Genomic DNA, 22,883 nt, shown 5'->3' with positions numbered 1-22,883 from the left:
GGCAGGCAGCCATGAGCCGCCGCATCAAGAGAATGAACCCAAAGCCCCGTTCGCGTGACGAGCGCGACGATTCGCGTCCTTTCAAGGCGCGCACCGCAAAGAAAGCGGGACCGCGGCCGGGCGGCAAGCCAGGGACGAAGCCGCCGCGCTTTGCGGCGGAGCGTCCTGAGCGGCGCGCGCCCAAAGCTAAGCTGGAGAGGGCTGAGCTGGAAAGACCAGCGCCCGAAAAGCCCGTCGAGGCGCTGCTGCCGACCAAGGTGCAGACCGTCAAGGTGACCGCCGACGAGAACAACATGCGCGTCGATCGTTTCCTCGAGGCGCGCTTTCCCGGCCTGTCGTTCTCCCACATCCAGCGCGTCGTCCGCAAAGGCGAGCTGCGCGTCGATGGCAAGCGCGTCGACAGCAAGGACCGTCTGGAGGAGGGGCAGAGCGTCCGCATTCCGCCCCTGAAGCTGGACACGCCGAAGGCTGCGAGCCCGCTGTCGGAAGCCGCGCAAAAGACGCTCGCCGCGCTGAAGGAGATGACGTTGTACGAGGACGACGACGTCCTCGTGCTCAACAAGCCGTTTGGGCTTGCCGTGCAGGGCGGCTCCGGCACGACGCGGCACATCGACCAGATGCTGGAGGTGATGCGCGACTCCAAGGGGCAGAAGCCGCGGCTTGTGCACCGGATCGACAAGGACACGTCCGGCTGCCTTCTAATCGCGAAGACCCGTTTCGCTGCCTCGCATCTGACCGGTGCGTTCCGCTCACGATCGGCGCGGAAAACCTATTGGGCGCTGGTGCCGGGCCTGCCGAAGCCCAAGCAGGGCCGCATCTCGACCTTCCTGGCCAAGGAAGAGAGCGAGGACGACACCATCATGCGCATCGCCCAGCATGGCGACGAGGGCGCAAGCCACGCGGTGACCTATTACGCAGTGGTCGAGACCGCCGGCAACAAGCTGACCTGGGTCTCGCTGAAGCCGGTGACAGGGCGCACCCACCAGCTGCGCGCCCACATGGAGCATATCGGCCATCCCATTGTCGGCGATCCCAAATATTTCAACATCGAGAACTGGCAGCTGCCGGGCGGCCTGCAGAACCGGCTGCATCTGCTCGCGCGCCGCATCGTCATTCCGCATCCGCGCGGCGGCGTGATCGACGCCACCGCGCCATTGCCGCCGCACATGCAGCAGTCGTGGAATCTGCTGGGGCTTGATGCGGCCCGGTTCGACCCGATCGAGAACGCGCCGGAGGAGTAGGGGGCTGAATGGGGCAGGCGATGTCTGCCTCGTTCTCAGGTGTCATCGCCCGCGAAAGCGGGCGATCCAGTATTCCAGAGGCCGGCGTTAGGGAGCTCGCTCTCACCACACCCGCCGCGGCGTACTGGATGCCCCGCCTGCCGCCTGCGCCAAAGCTTCGGCGCGCCCAAGACCGAAACCTCGGCGAAGCCTTGGCGTAGCCGGGTCGCGGAGCATGACAGCGGTGTTTGTGGTTGCGACTGGTAACTATGCGTGATCACTTCCGAAACTGCTCCAGAAACATCCGCAAGCTGTCATGCGCGCTTTCGATATCCGTGATCAGCCAGCCATCGGCGCCGTTGACCAGGACGAAGTTCAGCGCGACCTTCCGGCCGCGATTGTCGAAATTCGCGGCGACGTAGGTCTTGTCGTATTGCCTGCGGACAACCGCGATTGCGACCGGACCGAGCTTCCAGCTCCGGCTCTGCACCAGGAAGTCGTAGGGCTCGACCCGCGGCGCGGACCAGGCCCTGCGGAGGCTTGGATCGAAGAACTGCCGGGTGGTGGCCGCATCCCGCGGCAGGCCCCTGGACAGCTCCGGCGCTCCTTCGCCGTAATGGGCATAGACATTCCGGACCAGCGATTCCGGGGTGCGAAAGCCGGCCTCCGCGGCGGCCAGCCAGAGCCCCGTCAACAGGGCCACAAGGCCCGCAAGTTCCCTCATGCCCGCTGCTCGCTTTATCGGTCGCAAGTCTTGGCTTAAGACGGTCTTGGCTTAAAACGGTCTTATCTTAAAAGCCTAGCATCGAGCGACCAGGACCGAAAACTCACATGCGCGAATTGTTCGAAGAAGCAGCAAGCCAGCCTCCGCCGGATCCGCGGGAATCGGCGCGCGCGTCGGCGCGCACGCCGCTGCGCAAGCGCTTCTACAAGGAGGCCGGCGTCACCGAGGCCGAGGGCGGTTTTGCCATCACGCTCGACGGCAAGCCGATCCGCACGCCGTCCGGCCGCCAGGTGGTGATCCCTGCGCGGACGCTCGCCGATGCCGTGGCCGCGGAATGGGCGGCCCAGAGCGAGACGATTGATCCCGTGACCATGCCGCTGACGCGGGTCGCCAACAGCGTGGTCGAGGGCGTGATCGACCGCGTCGAGCTCGTCAGCGACGACCTCGCGAAATATTTCGAGTCCGATTTGCTGTTCTATCGTGCCGGCCATCCCGAAGGGCTGGTCGCCCGCGAGGCCGCGCATTGGGATCCCGTGCTGTTCTGGGCCGCGGAGACGTTGGGCGCGCATTTCATCCTGTCCGAGGGCGTCATGCATGTGAAGCAGCCTGACGAGGCGGTCGAGGCTGCGCGCACGGCGCTGCCGGGGGACGCCTGGTCGGTCGCCGCGCTCCACGTGGTGACGACCCTGACCGGCTCGGCGCTGCTGGCGCTGGCGCTGGCTCATGGCGTGCGCGACGCCGGCCAGGTCTGGGCCGCCGCCCATGTCGATGAGGACTGGAACATCGACCAATGGGGCGGAGACGAGGAGGCGGCCAGCCGCCGGGCCACGCGTCTTCGGGATTTCGAGGCCGCCGTGGCGGTTCTGGCGGCGGTAAAGGCGTCCGCAGCCGAAGGTCCTTAACGAGAGGTTTACGACGGCGGCCTTAGGGTGTGGCCAGCGCTCCATGGGCCCCCTGAGATGCCGACGCCGGTCACTTCCATCGTTCCCGTCAGTGCCGCCAGCCCCGTAGCTGATGCGACGACGCCCGACCTCGTGCTGCAGGCGGGCAGCGTCGTCGATGCCAGGGTCGTCAGCGTGATGGCCGACAATCTGGTGCGGATCGCGATCGCCAACCTGTCGATGGACGTGATGTCCGAGGTGGCGCTGACGCCGGGGCAGAATCTCCAGCTGGCGGTGTCGCAGAACGACGGCACGATCAGGCTCGCCGTGATGAACGGGGCAGGCGAGGCAGCCGCCGATCAGATCACGCTGACGCCGCGTGCGGCCTTGCTGGTGGAAAGCCCGCCGCTGGCGCCATCCGCGACCGCGACGCGCAACATGCTGACGCCATTGGAGCAGGTCGCCGTCACCGCGGCCTCGGCCGAGGCCGTCACAAAACAGGGCAGCCAGGCGCCGCTGTTCGCCAATCTGGCATCCGTCGTCACCGGCAGCGATCTGCCTGCGGGCTTGAAGCAGGCGGTGCTGGACGTGCTGGCGCAGCAGACGCCGCTCAATTCGGCGCTCGATGGCGCCGATGTCGAATCCGCGTTCCAGAAATCCGGCTTGTTCCTCGAGGCTTCGCTGGCCGCGGGCGCGAGGCCGCCCGCCGGCACGGCGCCCGACCTGAAGGCGGCGCTGCTGGTGCTGCGCCAGACGCTGACCACGCTCGAAACCGCCCTGCCACAGGGCGCTGCAATTCCGGCTGCGACGACGGGGACACGGCAGGTCGCCACCGCGCCGACCCAGGCTGCAGGTGGGGCCGCGCAGTCCGCGTCCCCGTCCGGCCCCGAGATCGCGCAGACGCCGCGCAACGCCAATCTCGCGGCCGCCGTGCTTGCGGACGTTGCTGGCAACGCTCAGCAGGCCGCGATGCCGCGCACCATGTCCGCGGGCCTTGCCGCGAGCCTGCTGCAGGAGGCCACGCAAAACCTGCCGCGCCTGACCGGCAACGTTCCCGGCTCGAACAAGACCGTGCCCGACGGCCATAGCTTCGAGGCAGCCGCACGCGCGGCGCCACCGCCGTTCCGCGGTGCATTGCCTTCGCCGCAGGCGATCGCCTCGCCCTCGCTCGCGCCGGACACGCCGCTTTCCGCAACCGTGCATCGCCTGCTCGACGACACCGATGCCGCGATCGCGCGGCAGACATTGTTGCAGGTCGCTTCGCTGCCCGATCGCACCGACGCCAGCGGCCACCGCATCGACCCGGTCGTGCCGCAGTGGAATTTCGAGATCCCGTTCGCAACGCCGCGGGGCACCGCGATGGCGCAATTCGAGATCTCGCGCGACGGCGCTGGCGAATCCGCCGATCCTGCCAAGCGCGCCTGGCGCGCGCGCTTCTCGCTTAATGTCGAGCCGGCCGGCCCCGTGCACGCGCTGATCACGCTGAACGGCGACAAGACGTTCGTGCGGATGTGGGCGGAGCGGCCGGCGACGGTCCAGCAGCTCCGCGCCGGCATCGGTGAGCTCAATCAGGCGCTGACTCGGGCCGAGCTCAAGCCCGGTGACATTCTGGTCCGCGAGGGCACGCCACCTCAACCCGCACCGGCCCGAGCCGGCCACTTCCTGGATCGGGCGACATGAGCGACCCATCCAAGCTCGCCATCGCGCTGCATTACGAAAAGGGTACCAACGCGCCCGTCGTCGTCGCCAAGGGCAAGGGCACGATCGGCGAGAAGATCGTCGAGATCGCCAGGGCCCACGACATCCCGATCGAGGAAAACGAGGTTCTGGCCGGGGCGCTGTCCAAGGTCGAGCTCGGCGAGGAGATTCCCCCGGACCTCTACAAGGCCGTCGCCGAAGTGCTGGTGTTCGTGCTGCGGCTGTCGGGCCGGGGGCGATAGACCTTATCCGTCATCGTTTCACCACGTAGCCGCTGCAGGGTTGGGCGACCTTCATCGTTCAACGGATATCGCTCTTGCTCACCCGCCGTTCCACCCTCGGCCTTCTCGCCGCAGCCGTCACTCTGCCATCGCGCGCGCTCGCTCACGTCGCGCCGCCGCGCAACGAGATCCGCGACAGCCTTGCAAAGCGCTTCACCGACCTCGGCACGTCCGGCACCTTTGTCGGCTACAAGGTCGAGGACTATCTGATCGTCGCCAGTGACAAGGAGCGTTCGGGCGAGGGGAAGCTGCCGGCCTCGACCTTCAAGATCCCGAACTCGCTGATCGCGCTGGAGACCGGCGTCGTCACTGATCCCGACAAGGACGTGTTTGCCTGGGACGGTGTCAAGCGGTCGATCGAAGCCTGGAACAAGGATCACACGCTGCGCAGTGCGATCGCCGTGAGCGCGGTGCCGGTCTATCAGGAGATCGCGCGACGGATCGGGCAGGAGCGGATGCAGAAGTATGTCGACGAGTTCGACTATGGCAACCGTGACATCGGCGGCGGCATCGACCAGTTCTGGCTCACCGGGGCCTTGCGCATCGATCCGGTCGAGCAGATCGATTTCGTCGACCGGCTGCGGCGCCGCACGTTGCCGGTCAGCAAGCGTAGCCAGGATCTCGTTGCCGACATCCTACCGGTGACAAAGGTGGGCGACAGCGTCATCCGCGCCAAGTCCGGCCTCTTGGGCGCCGAGCGCGGCGAGCCGTCGCTCGGCTGGATGGTCGGCTGGGCCGAGAAGGGCGAGGCGCACACCGTGTTTGCGCTGAACATGGATTGCAGGGAGCCGCGTCTCGTCGGCGAGCGCATGACGCTGACGCAAGCCTGCCTTGCCGAGATCGGTGCGATATAGCGCTGTCGCGCCAGCGCCGCTCGACTAGCATCCTTCCGGCCAAGAACGAAAACCGGGAGGATCACAATGAACTCAACACCGCTCTGGCTGTCGTCGCTCACGCTTGCCGCAGTTGGCGGTTGGCTTGCCGCGACCATGTTCGCAGCACCTGCGACCAGCAAGGAGCCGCGCTTTCCGCAGCTGACCATGGATCAGTTAGATGCCAAGCAGAAGCCGCTCGGCGAGCAGATCATGAAGGTGTCGAGCGTCGGCATTGGTGGCCCCTACAATCCCATGATCCGCAGCCCGGTGCTCGGCCAGCGCCTGTTCGACCTGTTCCACTATCTGCGCTGGGAAACGTCGGTCCCGGTCAAGCTCAACGAGTTTGCGATCCTGATCATCGGGCGGCAGTGGCGCTCACAGGTCGAGTGGTTCGCGCACGCGCCGCTGGCGGCGAAGGCAGGCCTCTCGTCCGACATCATCGCGGAGCTGAAGGCCAACAAGCGGCCGTCGAAGATGGCCGAGGACGAGGCCGTGGTCTACGATTTCGTCACTGAGCTCACCACATCCAGGAAGGTCACCGACGAGACCTACGCGCGCGCGAAGAAGATCTTCAACGACCAGCAGATCGTCGATCTCACCGCGCTCGCCGGCAATTACGTGATGGTCGCGATGCTGCTCGCCATGGCGGAAGAGACGGTGCCGCCGGACAAGCAGGAGCCGTTCAAGCCGGGCGAGCCGTAAGACTCGTCATTGTTGTTGCGAGCACAGCTCTCTCCACCGCCTAACCCAACTTGAACAGCGCCTGCAAAAACTCCTCCACCGCCTTGCGCGACTCGGCGGCTGTCTTCGGATTGCCGCCGACATGCGGGTTCAGCTCGACGCAGGCGTCCTTGTAGGTGAAGGGCGCGTTGGTATCGCCGTTCATCAGCACGCCGCCGTCGCCTTCCCTGATTCGGCAATTGCGTACGGTCTGCGAATTGGCTGATACGGCCACGGTGTTGGCACCAAGCAGGCCGCTGTCGAACCCGTGCGCGCTATCAGGATATTCCGTCAGCACCACGTCGCGCCCCGCGGCCTTGAGCCGCTCGACGAAATCCTTGCAGCTCTTGACGGGGTTGTAGTCATCAGGCGTGCCGTGGAAGATGCGGATCGGGCGCGCCGCGACCTCGTCGTCACTCCGATACGTCGTCGAGCAATCCGGATAGAACGGGATGTAGGCGGCGAACTGGATGCCGGATTTGTTCCAGAGCTTGTTGAAGCGCGCGAGGCTCGCATAGAGCGTCGCCTGTCCGCCGCGGGAGAAGCCCATCAGGACGATGCGGTCCGGATCGACGCGCGGGTGTTTCGCCAAGATTTCCAGCGAGCGGTAGATGTCGACGATCAGGTTGAGCCGGCCGAGGAGCGCCTGGTTCGGCCCGACCACCGTCAGCCCGCGGCCGGTGAAACCGTCGATCACGAAGGTCGAGATGCCCATGGCGTTGAACGCGTGCACCCAGGCCTCGGTGGTGGCGCCGACGCCGCTTGAGCCGTGCATCAGCACCACGACGGGAAGCTTTCCGCTGCCTTGCGCGACGCGGAATTCGCCCGCCACCGTCACTGGCTTGCCGGCCGCCGCATCGCCGCTGAGAAATTGCTGGTCGGAGAGAGTGAGCGAGGGGATCGGAGAGATCTCGGCCCGGGTGGCGACTTCCTTGGGCAGGGATTGCGCGCTTGCCGGCTCAGTTGAAACGCAAAGCGCGATGAGCGCGGCAGCGACGCGGAATGCCGTCGGCATCGGATCCTCCCTGATGATTTTGAGCCAGTAGAACAAGGCGTCCGCGCACTGTCAATTTGACAAGGGGGCGACCGTCTCAGGCGGTGTCGGTCTTCTTCGCCGTCAGCGCCTGGTCGATCGCAAAGCCGCCGATCTCGCTCATCGCCTGCGAGATCACGTCGCCCTTGCGGGCAAATCCGGCGGAGAGGAAATCGAACTGCGTCCGTGCCAGCCGCAGCACCTCGATCGGCACCGAGACCGCGGTCGCGTTGAAGCTGTCGACGGAGGTGCGCAAGCCGTCCAGCTCGGTCGTGAGCTTGCCGATATGGCTCTCGGCATTCTGCATCACGCCGATCAGCTTGCCGCGCTCCGCATCGAAGGCGGCGCGCTCGGCGGCGGCTGCCGCGGTGACCTCGGCAAGCTGCGCCCGCAGCACCTCGATCTGGCCGACCATGGCATCGGAGGCAAGCTCGGCGGCCTCGCGCAGCTCGGCGTTGCGCGTGCTCGCATCCTGCTGCTCATGATAGAGCCGCTCGGCCGACATCGCCCGCTGTGCCAGCGACTCGATCAGGCTCGCGGCACGCAGCAGCATCTGGCCGTTCCGCCCCGACACCATGCTGGCCATGCGCCGCAGGAAGTCGATGGTTTCGGACGACGAGTTCGGCGGCAGGGGGACGACCGTCGCGGACATCTCGGTGATGCTTGCGTGATGCTCGAGCCAAGGCGTAATGACCGCCGCCGTACCAACTGGGCTCACGCAACATTCGGCGCCTGATCGCGAGGTCGAAGCAAGCCTGAATCGGCAGGCCCGGTCAACCGGGCCGGGCCACCAAATTTGCCGACGTCAGGCGTCCTTTTGCCGCCCGATCCGGCCCAGATGGGTGAAGCCGAACCCGGCGGAATATTTCAGGCCATAGCCGAGGGCCCGGTCGATGCCGATATGGGCGAGCCAGATCAAGGCGATGGACAAGGTGAGCGGCGAGCCGAGGCCAAAGCCCAGCGTCAGCAGCGACACCGGTGCCATGTAGCTGTGGGCGGCGTTGTAGACCAGCGCGCCGAATTTCGCGTCGGACAGGTATGCCAGGAAGCTGAGATCGGGGACGAAGAAGAGCAGGGCAAAGACCAGCCAGGAGCCGTCCCAGGCCCAGTAAAGCATCACCATCCCGACAAACAGGGTGAGGCCCTCCAGCCGCAGCAGGATGTTGACGCCGCCCGTTGCCGCACCGGTCTCGGCCATTCTCTCGTCCATGCTCGCCTCCCGGGCAAAACTTTGTAATCTCTCACGCTTTTAGCCCGGACAGGGCAGCCCTGCGGCGCGGAAAGGCGCTTTCCGGTCCGCAAAATGCCGTGTTAGAACCCCGCATCACTTAAGAACTGGCGGGAGCAAATGAAACACATCCTGGACGCCCTTGAAGATCGTCGCGCCGGCGCAAAGCTCGGCGGCGGGGAGAAGCGCATCGAGGCGCAGCACGCCCGCGGCAAGCTGACCGCGCGCGAGCGTATCGAGCTGCTGCTCGACAAGGGATCGTTCGAGGAGTTCGACATGTTCGTCGAGCACCGCTCCACCGAGTTCGGCATGGAGAAGAACAAGATCCCCGGCGACGGCGTCGTCACCGGCTGGGGCACCGTCAACGGCCGCAAGACGTTCGTGTTCGCCAAGGATTTTACGGTGTTCGGCGGCTCGCTCTCGGAGACGCACGCGCTGAAGATCACGAAACTCCAGGACATGGCGATGAAGGCGCGGGCGCCCATCATCGGCCTCTATGACGCGGGCGGCGCCCGCATCCAGGAGGGCGTCGCTGCGCTCGCCGGCTATTCCTACGTGTTCCGCCGCAACGTGCTCGCCTCCGGCGTGATCCCGCAGATCTCCGTCATCATGGGCCCCTGCGCCGGCGGCGACGTCTATTCGCCCGCGATGACCGATTTCATCTTCATGGTGAAGAACACCAGCTACATGTTCGTCACCGGCCCGGACGTCGTGAAGACCGTGACCAACGAGGTCGTCACCGCCGAAGAGCTCGGCGGCGCCTCGGTGCACGCCACGCGCTCTTCGATCGCCGACGGCGCGTTCGAGAACGACGTCGAGACGCTGCTGCAGATGCGGCGTCTGATCGACTTCCTGCCGTCCAACAACAGCGACGGCGTGCCGGAATGGCCGAGCTTCGACGACATCGGCCGCGTCGACATGTCCCTGGACACGCTGATCCCCGACAATCCGAACAAGCCCTATGACATGAAGGAATTGATCCTGAAGGTCGTGGACGAGGGCGACTTCTTCGAGATCGCGGACATGTTCGCCAAGAACATCGTCACCGGCTTTGGCCGCATCGCGGGCCGCACCGTCGGCTTCGTCGCCAACCAGCCGATGGTGCTGGCCGGCGTGCTCGACAGCGACGCTTCGCGCAAGGCCGCGCGCTTCGTCCGCTTCTGCGACGCCTTCAACATTCCGATCGTCACTTTCGTGGACGTGCCGGGCTTCCTGCCGGGCACCGCGCAGGAATATGGCGGCCTGATCAAGCACGGCGCAAAGCTGCTGTTCGCCTATTCGCAGTGCACGGTGCCGCTGGTGACCATCATCACCCGCAAGGCCTATGGCGGCGCCTTCGACGTCATGGCCTCCAAGGAGATCGGCGCCGACATGAACTACGCCTGGCCGACCGCCCAGATCGCGGTGATGGGCGCCAAGGGCGCGGTCGAGATCATCTTCCGCTCCGACATCGGCGACCCCGACAAGATCGCCGCGCGCACCAAGGAATACGAAGACCGCTTCCTGTCACCCTTCATCGCCGCTGAACGCGGCTACATCGACGACGTCATCATGCCGCACTCGACGCGGAAGCGCATCGCGCGGGCGCTGGCGATGCTGAAGGACAAGAAAGTGGAAACGCCGGCGAAGAAGCACGACAATTTGCCGTTGTGAGGGAAGGGCAGGTCGGTGGCAATTTGGCGTCGTCGATCGAGACTACGGCGGCGCTCCATTGGATCGTGCGGCCTGATATTGAGCGTGTCGTCGGCAGTCCTGGCGATGGACATACCGTGCTTCGCGCAAGACAGCGAGATGTCCGTCACCGCCCGGACGTCGGAGGAGACCGTTATCGAAGGCTACGCCGACGCCGACAATACGTGCGCGCCTATCGAGCTCCCCCAGCTCTTGCTCATGAAGTCACCAGAACATGGAATCGTCTGTTATCGTATTGAGGATTTCGAGGTGGCGGGCGACTCTGGAAGGGATCAAGCCTGTATCGGGCGCTGGATCCGCGGCATAAGCATTTTCTACCTGGCACGACCTGGTTATAGCGGGCCGGATAGTCTGCGATACGAAGCGATCACCGATCGAAGGCGGGACCGAGTGGCTGTTCGCGTCAGGGTCTTGCCCGACCCTGCCAACGCTTCCGATGCAGCGGCCAGCCCTGGTGATTCTTCGCGCGAGCCTGCTATGTCGCTTGGGCCTCTCCCTGCGTGCGTTGTGCCGGTGTCCTAGGCGCTACCGTGCCCTGTAACCGAAGTTCGTTTGTCCCCCGATCTGCTCGCTCACGAATCCAATGACCGAAGACGATCCAACCGACGAAATCTCCGACATCGAAGATCGCATCGAGCGGCTGGCCGAGATCGCCGAGCGGTGCCGGAAGTACATCCTGGCGTCCAAGATCGCGATCGGTGGCGGGGCGGCGCTGTTGTTGGTCACGATCCTCGGTCTGTTCGGCTTCGGTCAGACCGCAGCCCTCGGATCGATTGCGTTGGTGCTGGGCGGGATCGTGTCGCTCGGCTCGAACGTCAGTACACTGCGGCAGACGGACGATGCCATCAGCGCTGCGGAGGCGCGCCGTGCGGCGTTGATCGGCAGCATCGACCTGCGCGTGGTCGCCGATGCGCCGCTGAAATTGGTGTGAGGTGCAGGGCGGATTACGCTCCGCTAATCCGCCCTACGCACCGGTGCGCGCCTTATCCGCGGCGGCGAAATGCGCCATCTGGTCGGCATGGGCCTTGATGAACGCCGGGCGGGCTGTGGCGCGCGCGACGTAGGCGCGGCAGGCGGGACTGTCGGCCAGCCCGCCGAAACCGTCGACGACGCGCAGCACGTCCGACATCAGGATGTCGGCGACGGAGAAGGGGCCGGCCAGCCATTCGCGGCCGGCCAGCACCGGCTCAAGGTGCTTCAGGCGCAGCTTGAGGAAGTCGTCGACGAATTTCCACGCCGCTGTGTCGGTCGGATGTCCCATGAATTTCGACATTCCCCAGGGCAGGCTGGCCATCTCCACCGAATTGAGCGCGGCGAATACCCACTCCGTCGTCTCGCTGCGACCGCGCGGATCGGTCGGCATCAGCCTCGCGCTGAGCCCGCTCAGATGCAGCAGGATTGCGCCGGTCTCGAAGATCGAGAGGTCGCCGTCGGTCAGCCATGGCACCTGGCCGAACGGCTGGTGCGCCAGATGCGCAGGCCCGCGATCGTCGAATGGGGCGCTGGCGACGCGATAGGGCAAGGCGGCCTCTTCGAGCGCCCAGCGCACGCGAAGGTCGCGCACGAATCCTCGCGGCGGTTCGGGAACCCAATTGAAGGTGGTCAGGGTGAGGTCGGCCATTTGCTGTCTCCGTGTCCTGGTTCGAAACGAAGGACGAGCGACGGACGCGCATTCCGACACCCGCGCCAACTCTTTTTGTCGGCGGCGGGTTATCCGGCTAGGCTCGCGCCCAACAACAGGAGGAAACCCGATGCCATCAGCTTTCTTCGTCGTCCGCGCCAACGTCGCCGATCCCGCCCAGCGCGCTGCTTTTGACAAGTGGTACGAGTCGGAACATGTGCCCGACGCGGTGAAAGCATTCGGCGTGAGCAAAGCCTGGCGGTTCTGGAGCCTGGACGATCCCTCGCTGCATCAGGCGATGTATCAGTTCGATGACGAGGCCAAGCTTGCGGCGATGCTGAAGGGCGATGCGCTCAAGCAGCTCGTCGCCGATTTCAACCGCGACTGGCCCGACGTCAAGCGCTCGCGCGAGACGCTCGTGCTGGCGCAGGAGTTTGCGAAGTAGCGCGGTCCTGTAGCCCGGATGGAGCGCAAGCGTAATCCGGGGTCTTCGCCCGAAGCACGAATCCTGGATTGCGCTACGCTCCATCCAGGCTACGAATTCTCCACCTCACTTCATTTTTGAATCTGAACACAGGATTCAGCCTTGGTTCATGTCGTGACCGCGACACTCCCTCTGCATCACTTGCCAGGTAGCCTAGAGGACATGTCATGGAGCGCCGGAACTTTTTGAAACTTGCATTGGGAGTGACGGCGGGCGCCGCCGCCTTCGCCGCGACCGCGCAGGCCGCGCCGTTGTCGCCGCAGCCGGCCGGCGATCCCGCGCGCATGCCGCAAGGCAATCCCGCTGCTCATCCTGCCGTCACCACCGGCGAGGAAGCCGCCAAGCTGACGCCGGAACAGGTTCACTGGCATGGCCGCCACCGGGGGTGGGGTCACCGTCATTGGGGCTGGCGTCGCCGCCGCTGGCATCGCCGTCACTGGTAAGCCGCGGCAAGCCGCGACTTGGACGGAGATCGCAGCCGCGGTCCCCGTTTCGATTCCAGGCCGCTCAAATTCCACGGCGGACGAATCGTCGGCAGCAAGCCGGAAACGAAAATGGCCGCGCAGGCTGAACCTGCGCGGCCATCTTGCGATGCAAAGAGATCAGAACGGGCGGCAGCGGCCGGCGTACCAGCGGAAGCCATAGGGGCAAACGCGCGCGCGCGGCACGACGACGACGGGCGGAGCGACCACCACGGGGGCGGGGCGCACGACGACCGCGCCGCGCATCGGGCGGCAGCCACCGTAGGCGCCACGATACCAACCCGGGCCGCAACCCTGCGCGGCGCTGGCGGCCTCGCTGAAACCGACAACCGCGCTGGCGAGCATGGCGGCGGCGAACAGGTATTTCATGTGATCTTCCTTCTCGTCCTTGGGGCAGGTCTTTTGGGGGCAGGTCTTTGGGGCAAGTCTTTGGAGCAAGTCTTTAGCGGCTTGGCGCTTGCGGCGCACAATGAATCAAAAGACACGATTCGACATGTTAAATTTTGCAACATGCCGAGACGGTGCGATCCAAATCTGCCAATCATGACCTGAATGCGGCATGAACGTTCCCTGCGTGCGGCTTGGCGCGACAAGGTACTGGCGCCGGCGGCCGGCTCGTTAGTCCTTCCCGTCGCCGAACAGCGCGGCAAACTGCTTCTCGCCGGTGCGGGTGAAGTTGACGACGCGGCTGCCGGGCGTGGCGTCGCGCGCCGCCCATTTCAGCTCGGCGAAGCGCTGCATCATGGCGGCCCCCAGCGTGCCGGCGAGATGATGGCGCCGTTCGCTCCAGTCGAGGCAGGCCTTGCACACGGGCCGCCGCGGATGGGTGAGCATGCCGGGCGAGATCTGCAGATGCTTGGCGAGGAAGCGTTCGCCCTCGGCCGTCAGCTCGATGTCCTGCTTCTTCTGCCTGACCAGATTCCGCTCGCGCAGGGAATCGAGCATCTGCACGCCGAGATCGCCGGCGAGGTGGTCGTAGCAGATCCGCGCGCGCCGCAACGCCGGATCCTTCGGCCCGGTGCGCACGCGCATGTGGCCGGTGCGCGCGGCAAGGCCTGCAAGGCCTTCGAGCACGCTGGCAACGTCGTCGTCGGTGAGGCGATAGTAGCGGTGGCGGCCCTGCTTCTCCGGCTCGACCAGCCCGCCGGCCTCGAGCTTGGCCAGGTGCGAGCTCGCGGTCTGCGGCGTGATCCCGGCCTCCTGCGCCAGCTCGCTCGCCGTGAGCGCGCGGCCGTTCATCAGCGCGGTGAGCATGTTGGCGCGCGCGGGATCGCCGACCAGCGAGGCGACCAGGGCGATGTCGGGTCCTGATTTCATGCTTCGATGGTAGCCGAAGCATTGTGGTCGGGCAAGGGCGTAGCCTCTCACCAAGTCGTCATTGCGCGCGCAGCGAAGCCGTGGGGTGGGCAAAGGAGCGTAGCGACGTGCCCATCAACCGTGCTTGCGAAGAAGCGAGGTGGGCACGCTTCCGCCTTCGCTCTTCGAGCTACGGCGGACAAGTCGCTTTGCCCACCCTACGAGACTTCGCGGCTTGCAGTGACGACGGAAACCCAGGAGCGCCTTCATGTCCGTCACCGTCTTCATCCGCTACCAGCTCGATCCGTTCAAGCGCGCGCAGTTCGAGGAATATTCGAAGCGCTGGCTCACCATCATCCCGAAATGCGGCGGCGACCTGATCGGCTATTTCATGCCGCATGAGGGCACCAACAACATCGCCTTCGGGCTGATCAGCTTCGAGAGTCTGGCCGCGTACGAGGCCTATCGCGCCCGGCTGCGGCAGGACGCGGAGGGATTGGCGAATTTCCATTTCGCCGAGGAACACAAATTCATCCTCGCCGAAGAGCGCACCTTCCTGCGCAAGGTGGTATTGTAGGTCCAATAGCAGCAGGAGATGCCCATGATCGCCGTGATCTTCGAGGTCTGGCCGAAGCCGGAACACCGCCAGGACTATTTCGACCTCGCAGCCGATCTGAAGCCGATCCTGCAAACCATCGACGGCTTCATCTCGGTCGAGCGTTTCGAGAGCCTGACCGAGAAGGGCAAGATCCTGTCGGTGTCGTTCTGGCGGGACGAGGCGGCGGTGCAGGCCTGGCGCAACACGATGGAGCACCGCCGCACCCAGGCCAAGGGCCGCGCAAAAATCTTCGCCGACTATCATTTGCGCATTGCCAGCGTCGTCAGGGACTACGGCATGAATGATCGCGACGAAGCGCCGAAGGACAGCCGCGCCGTGCACGACGCGCACTAGCGTTCGTATTCACGCGCGCCTATGTCTGCGCGGCCAACAAGGGAGAAAAACATGCACGTCACGACCGCGGACAAGCGCGCGACCTTCAGGAAGATGCACGAAAGCGGCTGCTTCATCCTGCCCAATCCGGTCGATATCGGCAGCGCCAAGGCGTTGCAGCATCTCGGTTTCAAGGCGATTGCGTCATCGAGCGCGGGCTTTGCCTGGACCATCGGCAAGGCTGACAACCACGTCAACGTCGAGGACGTTTGTCAGCATCTGGCAGCATTGAGCTCGGCTGCCGACATCCCCGTCAACGCCGATTTCGAGGGCGGCTTTGCGGTCGAGCCGGATAGGGTCGCGGACAATGTCGAGCGCTGCGTGCGCACCGGCGTCGCCGGCCTGTCGATCGAGGATTCCACCGGCGACAAGGACAAGCCGCTCTACGATCGCGCGCTCGCGGTCGAGCGCATCAAGGCCTCGCGCAAGGCGATCGGCGACAGCGGCGCGCTGCTGGTCGGCCGCTGCGAAGCCTATCTGTGGGGCGTGACCGACTTGAAGCTCGTCATCGACCGGCTTACCGCTTACGCCGACGCCGGCGCCGATTGCCTCTATGCGCCGGGCCTGAAGACCCGCGAGGACATCACTGCCGTGGTGAAGGCGGTGCATCCAAAGCCGTTCAATCTCTTGATCGGCGCGTCCGGCCTGTCGCTGAAGGAAGCCGAGGATCTCGGCGTGCGCCGGATCAGCGTCGGCGGCTCGCTCGCCCGCGCCGCCTGGGGCGGCTTCATGCGTGCGGCAAAGGAGATGGCGGAGAAGGGGACGTTCACCGAGCTCGGCAGCGGTTATCCCGGCGGCGAGCTCAACAAGATGTTCGGCTAGGGACGCAACGAAAAAGCGGCGGGACTTTTTGAGTCCCGCCGCTTCACGCGCTATTGCGAAGTGTTACTTCGCGCCGTCAGACGGCTTCTGGGTGTCCGGGGCCGGCTTGGTCGGCGCCGCACCCGTCGTTACGCCCGGCTCGGTGTTGTTGCGCGGCGTCACGTCGCGCATACCGGGAGGCGCAGCCGGATTGGCAGGAGGCGCCTGCTGTGCGGTCTGCGTCGCCGGCGCGTTGCTGGCCTGGTTGCCAGTGGTCGTATTGTTCAGGCCGTAGAACACGGCACCCAGCACCAGTGCAATCGCAACGGCGAATAACGCAACCTTGCCGCTGGAGGCGGGGCCTTCGCCAAGCTCGGGATCGGCCTGAAGGTCGCCATCCCGGCGCGCCGCGCGAAGATACTCATCGTCGGCGAGGTTCGGGCGGTACGGATCGTTGGGAAAACGGTCGTCAGCCATCGATTGATCTCCTCGGTTATGACGCCCGGACAACCCGTGGATGCGAGATTCTGTTCCGCGCCTCCTTATGCTTTCGTCGCATGTTGCCCCGCCACCGGGAATCGGGAACCTGTTCATTCGGGAACTGGACGCGAGTTCCATGGCTGCGACGAGGACAAGCGCGAGGGAACAAGCCAATGTGGAGTCTGCCGCCAAGCGATACCGTGCTGCATTTCCTGTCCCTGGTTGCGATAGCCGCCCAGGGCATGACGGCTGCACTTGCTGCCGGACGCCGCAGCATGGACTGGTTAGGTGTGTGCTTCCTCGGCTGCATCACCGCGCTTGGCGGCGGCACGTTGCGCGATCTCTTCCTCGGGCACTATCCGTTGGTTTGGGTCGCCAATCCGATCTATCTGGCGCTGGCCGGTGGTGCGGCCTTCCTCACCATTCTGTTCGCGCGCCTCGTGCACCGGCTGAAGGTCGCCTTCCTCGTGCTCGACGCCATCGGGCTCGTCGTCTTCACCATGGCCGGCTGCGACGTCGCCTGGCAGATGGATGCTTCGCTGCCGATCGTGATCGTCTCGGGCATGGTGACCGGCTGCGCCGGCGGCGTGTTGCGCGACGTGCTCTGCAACGACGTGCCGCTGCTGTTCCGATCCGAACTCTACGCCAGCGTCTCGGTGGTGACGGGATTGTTCTACGCCACCGCCTTCGGCCTCCATGTCAACGCCGAGCTCTGGACCATCCTGACCTTCGTGCTCGGTATCAGCTTCCGCCTGCTCGCGGTGCGCTACAAATGGGAGATGCCGAAATTCGTGTTCACCGGGGATGAGGACAGGTAGAGGTTACCTGACCTCACCCCATCCACATCGTCATCGCGAGCGTGGCGACTCGTCCGCCGAAGCCTTGGGCGAAGGCGGAAGCAATCCAGGATCTTTCCGCGGAGGGACTCTGGATCGCTTCGCTGCGCTTGCAATGACGGGGGATGGAGCTACTCCTGCTTCCTGGCTTTCGCCACCTGCGACGGCGTCACCAGTGGCGCGGTATTGCCCCAGGCGTTGCGGATGTAGTTCGTCACCGCCGCGATCTCCTCATTGGACAGCTGCTTGGCGTAGGGCGGCATCTCGCCGGTGTTGGGCGCGCGCGCGGTGGTCACGGTGTGGGCGCCGTCGAGAATGATGCGCAAAGTCGAGGACGGATTGATCGATTGCAGCAGCGCATTGCCCGGCAGCGGCGGATAGATCCGTGGGGCTCCGGAGCCGTCGGCTTCATGGCAGGCGATGCAGAGCTTTGCGTAGACCGCCTGGCCCGCCTTCATCTCGGCATCATCAGGCGGCGTCACGATCGTCTCACGCCGCGTCGGCGGCAGGCCTTTCAGGTACACCGCGATCGCACGCACATCGGCATCGCTCATCTTCGAGGTCGAGTCGACGACGACCTCCGCCATCAACCCGCCGGCATGGCTCCTGGCGTTGCGCCCGCTCTGCAGATATTCGGCAATGTCGGCCGCGCTCCACGACTTCAGCCCCGTGCGGGAAGCGCCATCGAGGCGCGGGGCAAACCAGCCACCGACCTCGTTGCCGGACAGGGCTTGCGCGTCCCTGTCGGCGCCGAAATAATTCTTCGGCGTGTGGCAGGCGCCGCAATGACCGAGCCCGGTGACGAGATAGCCACCTCTGTTCCAGGCCGCGCTCTTGCTCTGGTCCGGCTCGAACAGGCCGGGCTTGAAATACATCGCGTTCCAGACCCGCATCAGGCCGCGATAGCCGAACGGCCAGCGCAGTTCCGGCGGCTTGTTGCGGCTGACGATGGGCGCAAGCGTGCCGAGATAGGCGCGGATCGCCAGCGTGTCGTCCTTTGTCATCTTCGTGAAGTAGGGATAGGGGAACGCCGGATAGTAGTTCGAGCCGTCGGGCGCGACGCCGGTGCGCAATGCGCGGGTGAAATCGGCATCCAGCCAGGCGCCAATCCCGGTGTCGCGGTCCGGGGTCAGGTTCGGCGCATAGATGGCGCCGAAGGGCGTATCGATGCGCTTGCCACCCGCGAATGGTTTTGCCGGATCGGCGGTGTGGCAGCCCGCGCAGTCGCCGGCCTCGACCAGCGTCTTGCCGTAGGCGATCAGCTCCGGCGACGGCTCGGCGGCGCGGGCTGCGCTTGCAACCGCACTGCACAACGCCAAACCGGCAAGAGCCAAGCCAGCCAGAATCGTCCGCATCGAAAGTCTCTCCTGCGACCAATCGCCCGCATTCGGCACGACAGGGGCATCAGTTCGTTTCGCCACAGTGGGGGTATGGTGACACAAATTGAAAATGCCCGGCGTGTTTCAGGCCACGAAGTTGCGATTTTTACCCGGCGCTCCCTTTGGTCCAGATTTGTGATGCGGATCCTGAAATATCCGACATAGAGTGGCGAAACTGGTCGGCGCGCCCTAGCTAAAAACAACGGGAAGGCAACGGCTTAAGTCAGCAAGACCTGAACAGGGCGCAAAAAGAGGACGGCATGGGCATTAACCAGGGTCCGATCAGTCTCGATCAAAAATACACCCAGGAAACCGGGCATGTCTTCACCACGGGCATCCAGGCCCTGGTCCGCCTGCCCATGGCCCAGATCCGGCGCGACCGTGCCAGCGGCCTCAACACCGCGGGCTTCATCTCCGGCTATCGCGGCTCGCCGCTCGGCGGCTACGACCAGCAGCTGTTTGCCGCCCGCAAGCATCTCGAGCAGTACAACATCAAGTTCCAGCCCGGCGTGAACGAGGATCTCGCGGCCACCGCGGTCTGGGGCTCGCAGCAGCTCAACCTCTCGCCCGGCGCCAAATATGACGGCGTGGTCGGCATCTGGTACGGCAAGGGCCCCGGCGTCGATCGCTGCGGCGACGTGTTCCGCCATGGCAATGCCGCGGGCTCGGCCAAGAACGGCGGCGTCCTGTGCCTTGCCGGCGACGACCATGGCGCAAAATCGTCGACCGTCCCGCATCAATCCGACCACGCCTTCATGTCGGCCTTGATGCCTTATCTCTATCCCTCGAGCATCCACGAGATGATCGAGATGGGTCTGCTCGGCATCGCGATGTCGCGCTATTCGGGCTGCTGGGTCGGCATGAAGGTGATCACGGAGACGGTGGAGACCACCGCCGAGATCGACCTCACCGACGAGATGAAGCCCTTCATCATCCCCGCCGATTTCGAGATGCCGCAAGGCGGACTCAATCTGCGCTGGCCCGACGACCGCTTCGAGCAGGACCGCCGCCTGCAGGACTACAAGGGCTTTGCCGCGATCGCCTTTGCGCGCGCCAACAGGGTCAACCGCGTCACCATGGATTCGCCGAACGCCCGCTTCGGCATCATGGCGTCGGGCAAGAGCTACGAGGATGTCCGTCAGGCGCTGCGCGAGCTCGGGATCACCGAAGAGGTCGCCGCCAAGATCGGCCTTCGCCTCTACAAGATCGGCATGCCGTGGCCGCTGGAGCCGGAAGGCGTGCATGAATTCGCCGTCGGCCTGGAGGAGATCTTCATCGTCGAGGAGCGGCGCGAGATCGTCGAGAACCAGGTCAAGCAGGTGCTGTTCAACTGGCGCGACGACGTCCGCCCGCGCATCGTCGGCAAGATGGACGAGCACGACAAGCGCTTCCTGACCTTCGCCGCCGAGCTCAGCGTCGCCTCGCTCGCGACCTCGCTCACCGAGCGACTTCTCAAGCTCGATCTCAACCCCGAGATCGCTTCGATGCTCCGCGCCAAGGCCGACTGGTTCAACGGCCGCCAGGCGAGCCAGATGCAGGCGGTCGCACCTGTCTCCCGCACCCCATATTTCTGCTCCGGCTGCCCCCACAACACTTCGACGAAAGTTCCCGAAGGCAGCCGCGCGCTCGCCGGCATCGGCTGCCACTTCATGGCGCTGTGGATGGACCGCTCGACCGAGACCTTTACGCATATGGGCGGCGAGGGCGTGCCGTGGGTCGGCATCGCGCCCTTCACGAACGAGAACCACATTTTCGCGAATCTCGGCGACGGCACCTATTTCCACTCCGGCCTTCTCGCGATCCGGCAGGCGGTGGCGTCCAAGACCAACATCACCTACAAGATCCTCTACAACGACGCCGTCGCCATGACCGGCGGCCAGCGCCATGACGGGGACCTCTCGCCGCAGCAGATCACCTTCCAGCTCCACGCCGAGGGCATCCGCGAGATCTATCTGGTCTCGGAGGCGCCCGACACCTATCCTGCCGACACCATCGCGCCCGGCGTGAAGAAGTATCACCGCGACGAACTCGACAACGTCATGAAGATGTGCCGCGAGTACAAGGGCACCTCGGCGATCGTCTTCGTGCAGACCTGCGCCGCCGAAAAGCGCCGCCGCCGCAAGCGCGGCCTGATGGAGGATCCGGCGCGTCGCGTCATGATCAATCCGGCCGTCTGCGAAGGCTGCGGCGATTGCTCGGTGCAGTCGAACTGCATCTCGGTCGAGCCGCTGGAGACCGAGTTCGGCCGCAAGCGCGCCATCAACCAGTCGTCCTGCAACAAGGACTATTCCTGCCTCAAGGGTTTCTGTCCGTCCTTCGTCACCGTCGACGGCGGCAAGCCGCGCCACCGCGCGCCTAGCGAGCTTGCCGATATCGGCGAGCTGCCGGAGCCGGCGTCGCGGCCGACACTCGACAAGCCCTATAACATCGCGGTCGGCGGTGTCGGCGGCACCGGCGTGCTCACCATCGGCGCGCTGCTCGGCATGGCCGCCCATATCGAGGGTAAGGCCTCGATGATCCTCGACATGTCGGGCCTCGCGCAAAAAGGTGGCGCGGTGCTCAGCCACGTCCGCCTGTCGGATCATCCGGCCGAGGTGACCTGTTCGCGCATCGTCACCGGCACGGCTGACCTCGTGCTCGCCGCCGATGAGGTGGTCGCGGTCGCCAAGGACACGATCTCGCTCTGCGACTCCACCCGGACCCGCGGCGTCATCAACAGCCACGTCATTCCGACCGCCGATTTCGTCCTCAACCGCGACTTTAACTTCCAGACCCGCAAGCTGAACGAGCTCTTGGAAACGGCGCTGCACAAGGACTCCGTCTTCTTCGATTTCACCAAGCCGGCCGAGCAGCTGCTCGGCGATGCCATCGCCACCAACATGATGATGATGGGCTATGCCTATCAGAAGGGCCTGTTCCCGCTGTCGGCGGAATCGATCGAGCAGGCCATCGAGGTCAACGGCGTCTCGATCAAGATGAACAAGGAAGCCTTCCGCCTCGGCCGCCTTGCGGTCGCCGACCCCACGCGTCTTGCCGACATGCTGAAGGGCACCGATGAAGTCGTTGCGCCGAAGACCCTGGAAGCGATGACGCTGGATGAAGTCATCGAGCACCGCGCCAAGCACCTCACTGCCTATCAGAACAGCCGTCTCGCCAAGCGCTACCGCAAGCTGATCGACCAGGTGCGCGATGCCGCGGCGAAGGGCGGCTATGGCGATGCGTTGCCGCGCGCGGTCGCGGTGAACTACGCCAAGCTGCTGGCCTACAAGGACGAGTATGAAGTCGCGCGCCTCTATACCGACGGCGCCTTCGCGCAGCAGCTCCGCGATCAGTTCGAAGGCGACTTCAAGTTCAGCTTCAACCTGGCGCCGCCGATCCTCGGCGGCGGCCTCGACGCGCTGGGACGTCCGAAGAAGCGCGCCTTCGGCCCGTGGATGCTCAACGTCTTCGGCGTGCTCGCGAAGCTCAAATTCCTGCGCGGCACGGCGCTCGACATCTTCGGCCGCAGCGCCGACCGCAAGCTCGAGCGCGATTTGATCGCCGGCTACGAGAAGGACGTCACGACCGTGCTTGGTCTCTTGTCGCCGGTCACGATCGATACCGCCGTGGAATTGCTATCGCTCCCCGACCGCATCCGCGGCTACGGCCCTGTGAAGGAGAAGGCGGTGGCGGATGCGAAGGTTCGCTACGCCCAGCTCGCGGCGGACCTCGCGAGCCCGCCGCCCGCGCCGCGGCAGATCGCGGCGGAGTAGGGAGGTCTCGTAGGGTGGGCAAAGGCGCAACGCGCCGTGCCCACGACCTCTCCATGATTGCGCAAAAGACGTGGGCACGCTTTCGCTTTGCCCACCCTACGACACCATCCGTTGCGTCGGCGCCGGGCAAAACACCCATTCCGTGGGTCAATCCGCCGGCATAAAAACATTCCGCTTTACCGAAATTCGGAATTGTCGTATCACCCCGCCATCCCATCCCTCTCAAAGGGGCGTATCGCGATCGTCACGAAACGCGGGGTGGGTGGCGGTGGACGCGGGCTGCGTCGCACGAGGCAATGTCTCGTGCACGACGGGCGCGGTCTCGCGTACGGCAAAATCGTGTGGTCCTGACGCCCGCAGGCTGGCGTCAAGTCTTGCGAGCAATTGCAAGGCGACGGGGGCAATAGTG

25 protein-coding genes are annotated in these 22,883 nt (G+C 65.2%); 15 read left to right on the top strand and 10 right to left on the bottom strand.

The genetic code is table 11. The annotated features are described in order from the left end of the window. Positions 1-11 precede the first annotated feature (11 nt). Entirely contained in the window at positions 12-1,241 is a 1,230-nt protein-coding gene (locus AABA86_RS07130) for an RluA family pseudouridine synthase (RefSeq protein WP_212248988.1), read from the top strand. Between the two features lie 256 nt (positions 1,242-1,497). On the opposite strand, the gene AABA86_RS07125 is transcribed toward AABA86_RS07130, so the two are convergent. Beyond that, entirely contained in the window at positions 1,498-1,944 is a 447-nt protein-coding gene (locus AABA86_RS07125) for a hypothetical protein (protein ID WP_338306302.1), read from the bottom strand. A 107-nt stretch (positions 1,945-2,051) separates the two neighbouring features. Here AABA86_RS07125 and AABA86_RS07120 point away from each other — a divergent pair, with 107 nt between their 5' ends. From AABA86_RS07120 to AABA86_RS07100, 5 genes are all read left to right on the top strand, one after another. Further along, positions 2,052-2,846 (top strand): ATP12 family chaperone protein, encoded by a 795-nt coding sequence (locus AABA86_RS07120; protein WP_212248986.1) that lies wholly within the window; start codon positions 2,052-2,054, stop codon positions 2,844-2,846. A 57-nt stretch (positions 2,847-2,903) separates the two neighbouring features. After that, positions 2,904-4,505 carry a flagellar hook-length control protein FliK gene (gene fliK / locus AABA86_RS07115; RefSeq protein ID WP_338306301.1) on the top strand — a complete coding sequence of 534 codons (1,602 nt, stop codon included), beginning with the start codon at positions 2,904-2,906 and terminating at the stop codon, positions 4,503-4,505. Further along, positions 4,502-4,765: an EscU/YscU/HrcU family type III secretion system export apparatus switch protein gene (locus AABA86_RS07110; protein WP_018322289.1), complete on the top strand. Its 264-nt coding sequence runs from the start codon at positions 4,502-4,504 to the stop codon at positions 4,763-4,765. Before fliK ends, AABA86_RS07110 begins: the two co-directional genes overlap by 4 nt. 74 nt (positions 4,766-4,839) lie before the next feature. Next, positions 4,840-5,658 carry a class D beta-lactamase gene (blaOXA, locus tag AABA86_RS07105; protein WP_338306300.1) on the top strand — a complete coding sequence of 273 codons (819 nt, stop codon included), beginning with the start codon at positions 4,840-4,842 and terminating at the stop codon, positions 5,656-5,658. Between the two features lie 66 nt (positions 5,659-5,724). Then, positions 5,725-6,381, top strand: a complete 657-nt coding sequence (locus AABA86_RS07100; RefSeq protein ID WP_338306299.1) for a carboxymuconolactone decarboxylase family protein — start codon at positions 5,725-5,727, stop codon at positions 6,379-6,381. Between the two features lie 40 nt (positions 6,382-6,421). Here the strand turns inward: AABA86_RS07100 and AABA86_RS07095 are convergent, their stop codons facing one another. The 3 genes from AABA86_RS07095 to AABA86_RS07085 form a co-directional block, all read right to left on the bottom strand. After that, positions 6,422-7,414, bottom strand: coding sequence for a dienelactone hydrolase family protein (locus AABA86_RS07095; protein WP_338306298.1), 993 nt, complete (start codon positions 7,412-7,414; stop codon positions 6,422-6,424). Positions 7,415-7,490: 76 nt separating this feature from the next. Continuing rightward, entirely contained in the window at positions 7,491-8,084 is a 594-nt protein-coding gene (locus AABA86_RS07090) for a hypothetical protein (protein WP_338306297.1), read from the bottom strand. Positions 8,085-8,237: 153 nt separating this feature from the next. Further along, positions 8,238-8,642, bottom strand: coding sequence for a DUF4260 domain-containing protein (locus tag AABA86_RS07085; RefSeq protein WP_338306296.1), 405 nt, complete (start codon positions 8,640-8,642; stop codon positions 8,238-8,240). A 138-nt stretch (positions 8,643-8,780) separates the two neighbouring features. On the opposite strand from AABA86_RS07085, the gene AABA86_RS07080 reads away from it, so the two are divergent. Continuing rightward, a complete protein-coding gene (locus AABA86_RS07080) occupies positions 8,781-10,313 on the top strand; it encodes an acyl-CoA carboxylase subunit beta (RefSeq protein WP_338306295.1) in 1,533 nt (510 codons plus the stop codon). A gap of 622 nt (positions 10,314-10,935) precedes the next feature. Beyond that, complete coding sequence (locus AABA86_RS07075) at positions 10,936-11,283, top strand: hypothetical protein (protein WP_338306294.1); 348 nt, start codon at positions 10,936-10,938, stop codon at positions 11,281-11,283. A 33-nt stretch (positions 11,284-11,316) separates the two neighbouring features. Here the strand turns inward: AABA86_RS07075 and AABA86_RS07070 are convergent, their stop codons facing one another. Beyond that, on the bottom strand, positions 11,317-11,973 hold the full coding sequence (locus AABA86_RS07070) for a glutathione S-transferase family protein (protein WP_338306293.1): 657 nt from the start codon (positions 11,971-11,973) through the stop codon (positions 11,317-11,319). 130 nt (positions 11,974-12,103) lie between these two features. On the opposite strand from AABA86_RS07070, the gene AABA86_RS07065 reads away from it, so the two are divergent. Together AABA86_RS07065 and AABA86_RS07060 are read left to right on the top strand one after the other, a co-directional pair. After that, positions 12,104-12,418, top strand: a complete 315-nt coding sequence (locus tag AABA86_RS07065) for a hypothetical protein (RefSeq protein ID WP_338306292.1) — start codon at positions 12,104-12,106, stop codon at positions 12,416-12,418. A gap of 206 nt (positions 12,419-12,624) precedes the next feature. Beyond that, positions 12,625-12,900, top strand: coding sequence for a twin-arginine translocation signal domain-containing protein (locus AABA86_RS07060; RefSeq protein ID WP_338306291.1), 276 nt, complete (start codon positions 12,625-12,627; stop codon positions 12,898-12,900). Between the two features lie 159 nt (positions 12,901-13,059). Here AABA86_RS07060 and AABA86_RS07055 read toward each other — a convergent pair whose 3' ends face one another. Both AABA86_RS07055 and AABA86_RS07050 read right to left on the bottom strand, forming a co-directional pair. After that, the gene (locus AABA86_RS07055; RefSeq protein WP_026202719.1) at positions 13,060-13,308 is read right to left on the bottom strand and encodes a GCG_CRPN prefix-to-repeats domain-containing protein; all 249 of its coding nucleotides are present in this window, start codon (positions 13,306-13,308) and stop codon (positions 13,060-13,062) included. Positions 13,309-13,557: 249 nt separating this feature from the next. Beyond that, complete coding sequence (locus AABA86_RS07050) at positions 13,558-14,256, bottom strand: winged helix-turn-helix domain-containing protein (protein WP_212248974.1); 699 nt, start codon at positions 14,254-14,256, stop codon at positions 13,558-13,560. 247 nt (positions 14,257-14,503) lie between these two features. Between AABA86_RS07050 and AABA86_RS07045 the strand changes: the two genes are divergently transcribed. The 3 genes from AABA86_RS07045 to AABA86_RS07035 are packed head-to-tail and all read left to right on the top strand — an operon-like array spanning position 14,504 to position 16,048. Further along, entirely contained in the window at positions 14,504-14,812 is a 309-nt protein-coding gene (locus AABA86_RS07045) for an NIPSNAP family protein (RefSeq protein ID WP_212248973.1), read from the top strand. A gap of 24 nt (positions 14,813-14,836) precedes the next feature. Then, positions 14,837-15,187 carry an antibiotic biosynthesis monooxygenase family protein gene (locus AABA86_RS07040; protein WP_212248972.1) on the top strand — a complete coding sequence of 117 codons (351 nt, stop codon included), beginning with the start codon at positions 14,837-14,839 and terminating at the stop codon, positions 15,185-15,187. A 51-nt stretch (positions 15,188-15,238) separates the two neighbouring features. Next, entirely contained in the window at positions 15,239-16,048 is an 810-nt protein-coding gene (locus tag AABA86_RS07035) for an isocitrate lyase/PEP mutase family protein (protein ID WP_338306290.1), read from the top strand. A 63-nt stretch (positions 16,049-16,111) separates the two neighbouring features. Here AABA86_RS07035 and AABA86_RS07030 read toward each other — a convergent pair whose 3' ends face one another. Beyond that, positions 16,112-16,504 carry a hypothetical protein gene (locus tag AABA86_RS07030; protein ID WP_028140977.1) on the bottom strand — a complete coding sequence of 131 codons (393 nt, stop codon included), beginning with the start codon at positions 16,502-16,504 and terminating at the stop codon, positions 16,112-16,114. A gap of 176 nt (positions 16,505-16,680) precedes the next feature. On the opposite strand from AABA86_RS07030, the gene AABA86_RS07025 reads away from it, so the two are divergent. Further along, complete coding sequence (locus AABA86_RS07025) at positions 16,681-17,325, top strand: trimeric intracellular cation channel family protein (RefSeq protein ID WP_212248970.1); 645 nt, start codon at positions 16,681-16,683, stop codon at positions 17,323-17,325. A 149-nt stretch (positions 17,326-17,474) separates the two neighbouring features. Here the strand turns inward: AABA86_RS07025 and AABA86_RS07020 are convergent, their stop codons facing one another. Further along, positions 17,475-18,698, bottom strand: a complete 1,224-nt coding sequence (locus AABA86_RS07020) for a c-type cytochrome (protein ID WP_338306289.1) — start codon at positions 18,696-18,698, stop codon at positions 17,475-17,477. 284 nt (positions 18,699-18,982) lie between these two features. Between AABA86_RS07020 and AABA86_RS07015 the strand changes: the two genes are divergently transcribed. After that, on the top strand, positions 18,983-22,474 hold the full coding sequence (locus tag AABA86_RS07015) for an indolepyruvate ferredoxin oxidoreductase family protein (RefSeq protein ID WP_338306288.1): 3,492 nt from the start codon (positions 18,983-18,985) through the stop codon (positions 22,472-22,474). 222 nt (positions 22,475-22,696) lie between these two features. Here AABA86_RS07015 and AABA86_RS07010 read toward each other — a convergent pair. After that, on the bottom strand, positions 22,697-22,883 hold a 187-nt coding region (locus AABA86_RS07010), incomplete at its 5' end, for a hypothetical protein (protein WP_338306287.1).

This window comes from Bradyrhizobium sp. TM233, from assembly GCF_036247965.1.
Taxonomy (GTDB): domain Bacteria; phylum Pseudomonadota; class Alphaproteobacteria; order Rhizobiales; family Xanthobacteraceae; genus Bradyrhizobium; species Bradyrhizobium ottawaense.
Note: the sequence above shows the minus strand (reverse complement) of the source record. Positions and strands in the feature narration are given on the sequence as shown.

Bases quoted from the DNA above. Each gene is read 5' to 3' on its own strand.
- AABA86_RS07130 (WP_212248988.1), top strand. From the start codon at position 12: ATGAGCCGCCGCATCAAGAGAATGAACCCAAAGCCCCGTTCGCGTGAC.
- AABA86_RS07125 (WP_338306302.1), bottom strand. From the start codon at position 1,944: ATGAGGGAACTTGCGGGCCTTGTGGCCCTGTTGACGGGGCTCTGGCTG.
- AABA86_RS07120 (WP_212248986.1), top strand. From the start codon at position 2,052: ATGCGCGAATTGTTCGAAGAAGCAGCAAGCCAGCCTCCGCCGGATCCG.
- fliK (WP_338306301.1), top strand. From the start codon at position 2,904: ATGCCGACGCCGGTCACTTCCATCGTTCCCGTCAGTGCCGCCAGCCCC.
- AABA86_RS07110 (WP_018322289.1), top strand. From the start codon at position 4,502: ATGAGCGACCCATCCAAGCTCGCCATCGCGCTGCATTACGAAAAGGGT.
- AABA86_RS07100 (WP_338306299.1), top strand. From the start codon at position 5,725: ATGAACTCAACACCGCTCTGGCTGTCGTCGCTCACGCTTGCCGCAGTT.
- AABA86_RS07095 (WP_338306298.1), bottom strand. From the start codon at position 7,414: ATGCCGACGGCATTCCGCGTCGCTGCCGCGCTCATCGCGCTTTGCGTT.
- AABA86_RS07090 (WP_338306297.1), bottom strand. From the start codon at position 8,084: ATGTCCGCGACGGTCGTCCCCCTGCCGCCGAACTCGTCGTCCGAAACC.
- AABA86_RS07085 (WP_338306296.1), bottom strand. From the start codon at position 8,642: ATGGACGAGAGAATGGCCGAGACCGGTGCGGCAACGGGCGGCGTCAAC.
- AABA86_RS07080 (WP_338306295.1), top strand. From the start codon at position 8,781: ATGAAACACATCCTGGACGCCCTTGAAGATCGTCGCGCCGGCGCAAAG.
- AABA86_RS07075 (WP_338306294.1), top strand. From the start codon at position 10,936: ATGACCGAAGACGATCCAACCGACGAAATCTCCGACATCGAAGATCGC.
- AABA86_RS07070 (WP_338306293.1), bottom strand. From the start codon at position 11,973: ATGGCCGACCTCACCCTGACCACCTTCAATTGGGTTCCCGAACCGCCG.
- AABA86_RS07065 (WP_338306292.1), top strand. From the start codon at position 12,104: ATGCCATCAGCTTTCTTCGTCGTCCGCGCCAACGTCGCCGATCCCGCC.
- AABA86_RS07060 (WP_338306291.1), top strand. From the start codon at position 12,625: ATGGAGCGCCGGAACTTTTTGAAACTTGCATTGGGAGTGACGGCGGGC.
- AABA86_RS07055 (WP_026202719.1), bottom strand. From the start codon at position 13,308: ATGAAATACCTGTTCGCCGCCGCCATGCTCGCCAGCGCGGTTGTCGGT.
- AABA86_RS07050 (WP_212248974.1), bottom strand. From the start codon at position 14,256: ATGAAATCAGGACCCGACATCGCCCTGGTCGCCTCGCTGGTCGGCGAT.
- AABA86_RS07045 (WP_212248973.1), top strand. From the start codon at position 14,504: ATGTCCGTCACCGTCTTCATCCGCTACCAGCTCGATCCGTTCAAGCGC.
- AABA86_RS07040 (WP_212248972.1), top strand. From the start codon at position 14,837: ATGATCGCCGTGATCTTCGAGGTCTGGCCGAAGCCGGAACACCGCCAG.
- AABA86_RS07035 (WP_338306290.1), top strand. From the start codon at position 15,239: ATGCACGTCACGACCGCGGACAAGCGCGCGACCTTCAGGAAGATGCAC.
- AABA86_RS07030 (WP_028140977.1), bottom strand. From the start codon at position 16,504: ATGGCTGACGACCGTTTTCCCAACGATCCGTACCGCCCGAACCTCGCC.
- AABA86_RS07025 (WP_212248970.1), top strand. From the start codon at position 16,681: ATGTGGAGTCTGCCGCCAAGCGATACCGTGCTGCATTTCCTGTCCCTG.
- AABA86_RS07020 (WP_338306289.1), bottom strand. From the start codon at position 18,698: ATGCGGACGATTCTGGCTGGCTTGGCTCTTGCCGGTTTGGCGTTGTGC.
- AABA86_RS07015 (WP_338306288.1), top strand. From the start codon at position 18,983: ATGGGCATTAACCAGGGTCCGATCAGTCTCGATCAAAAATACACCCAG.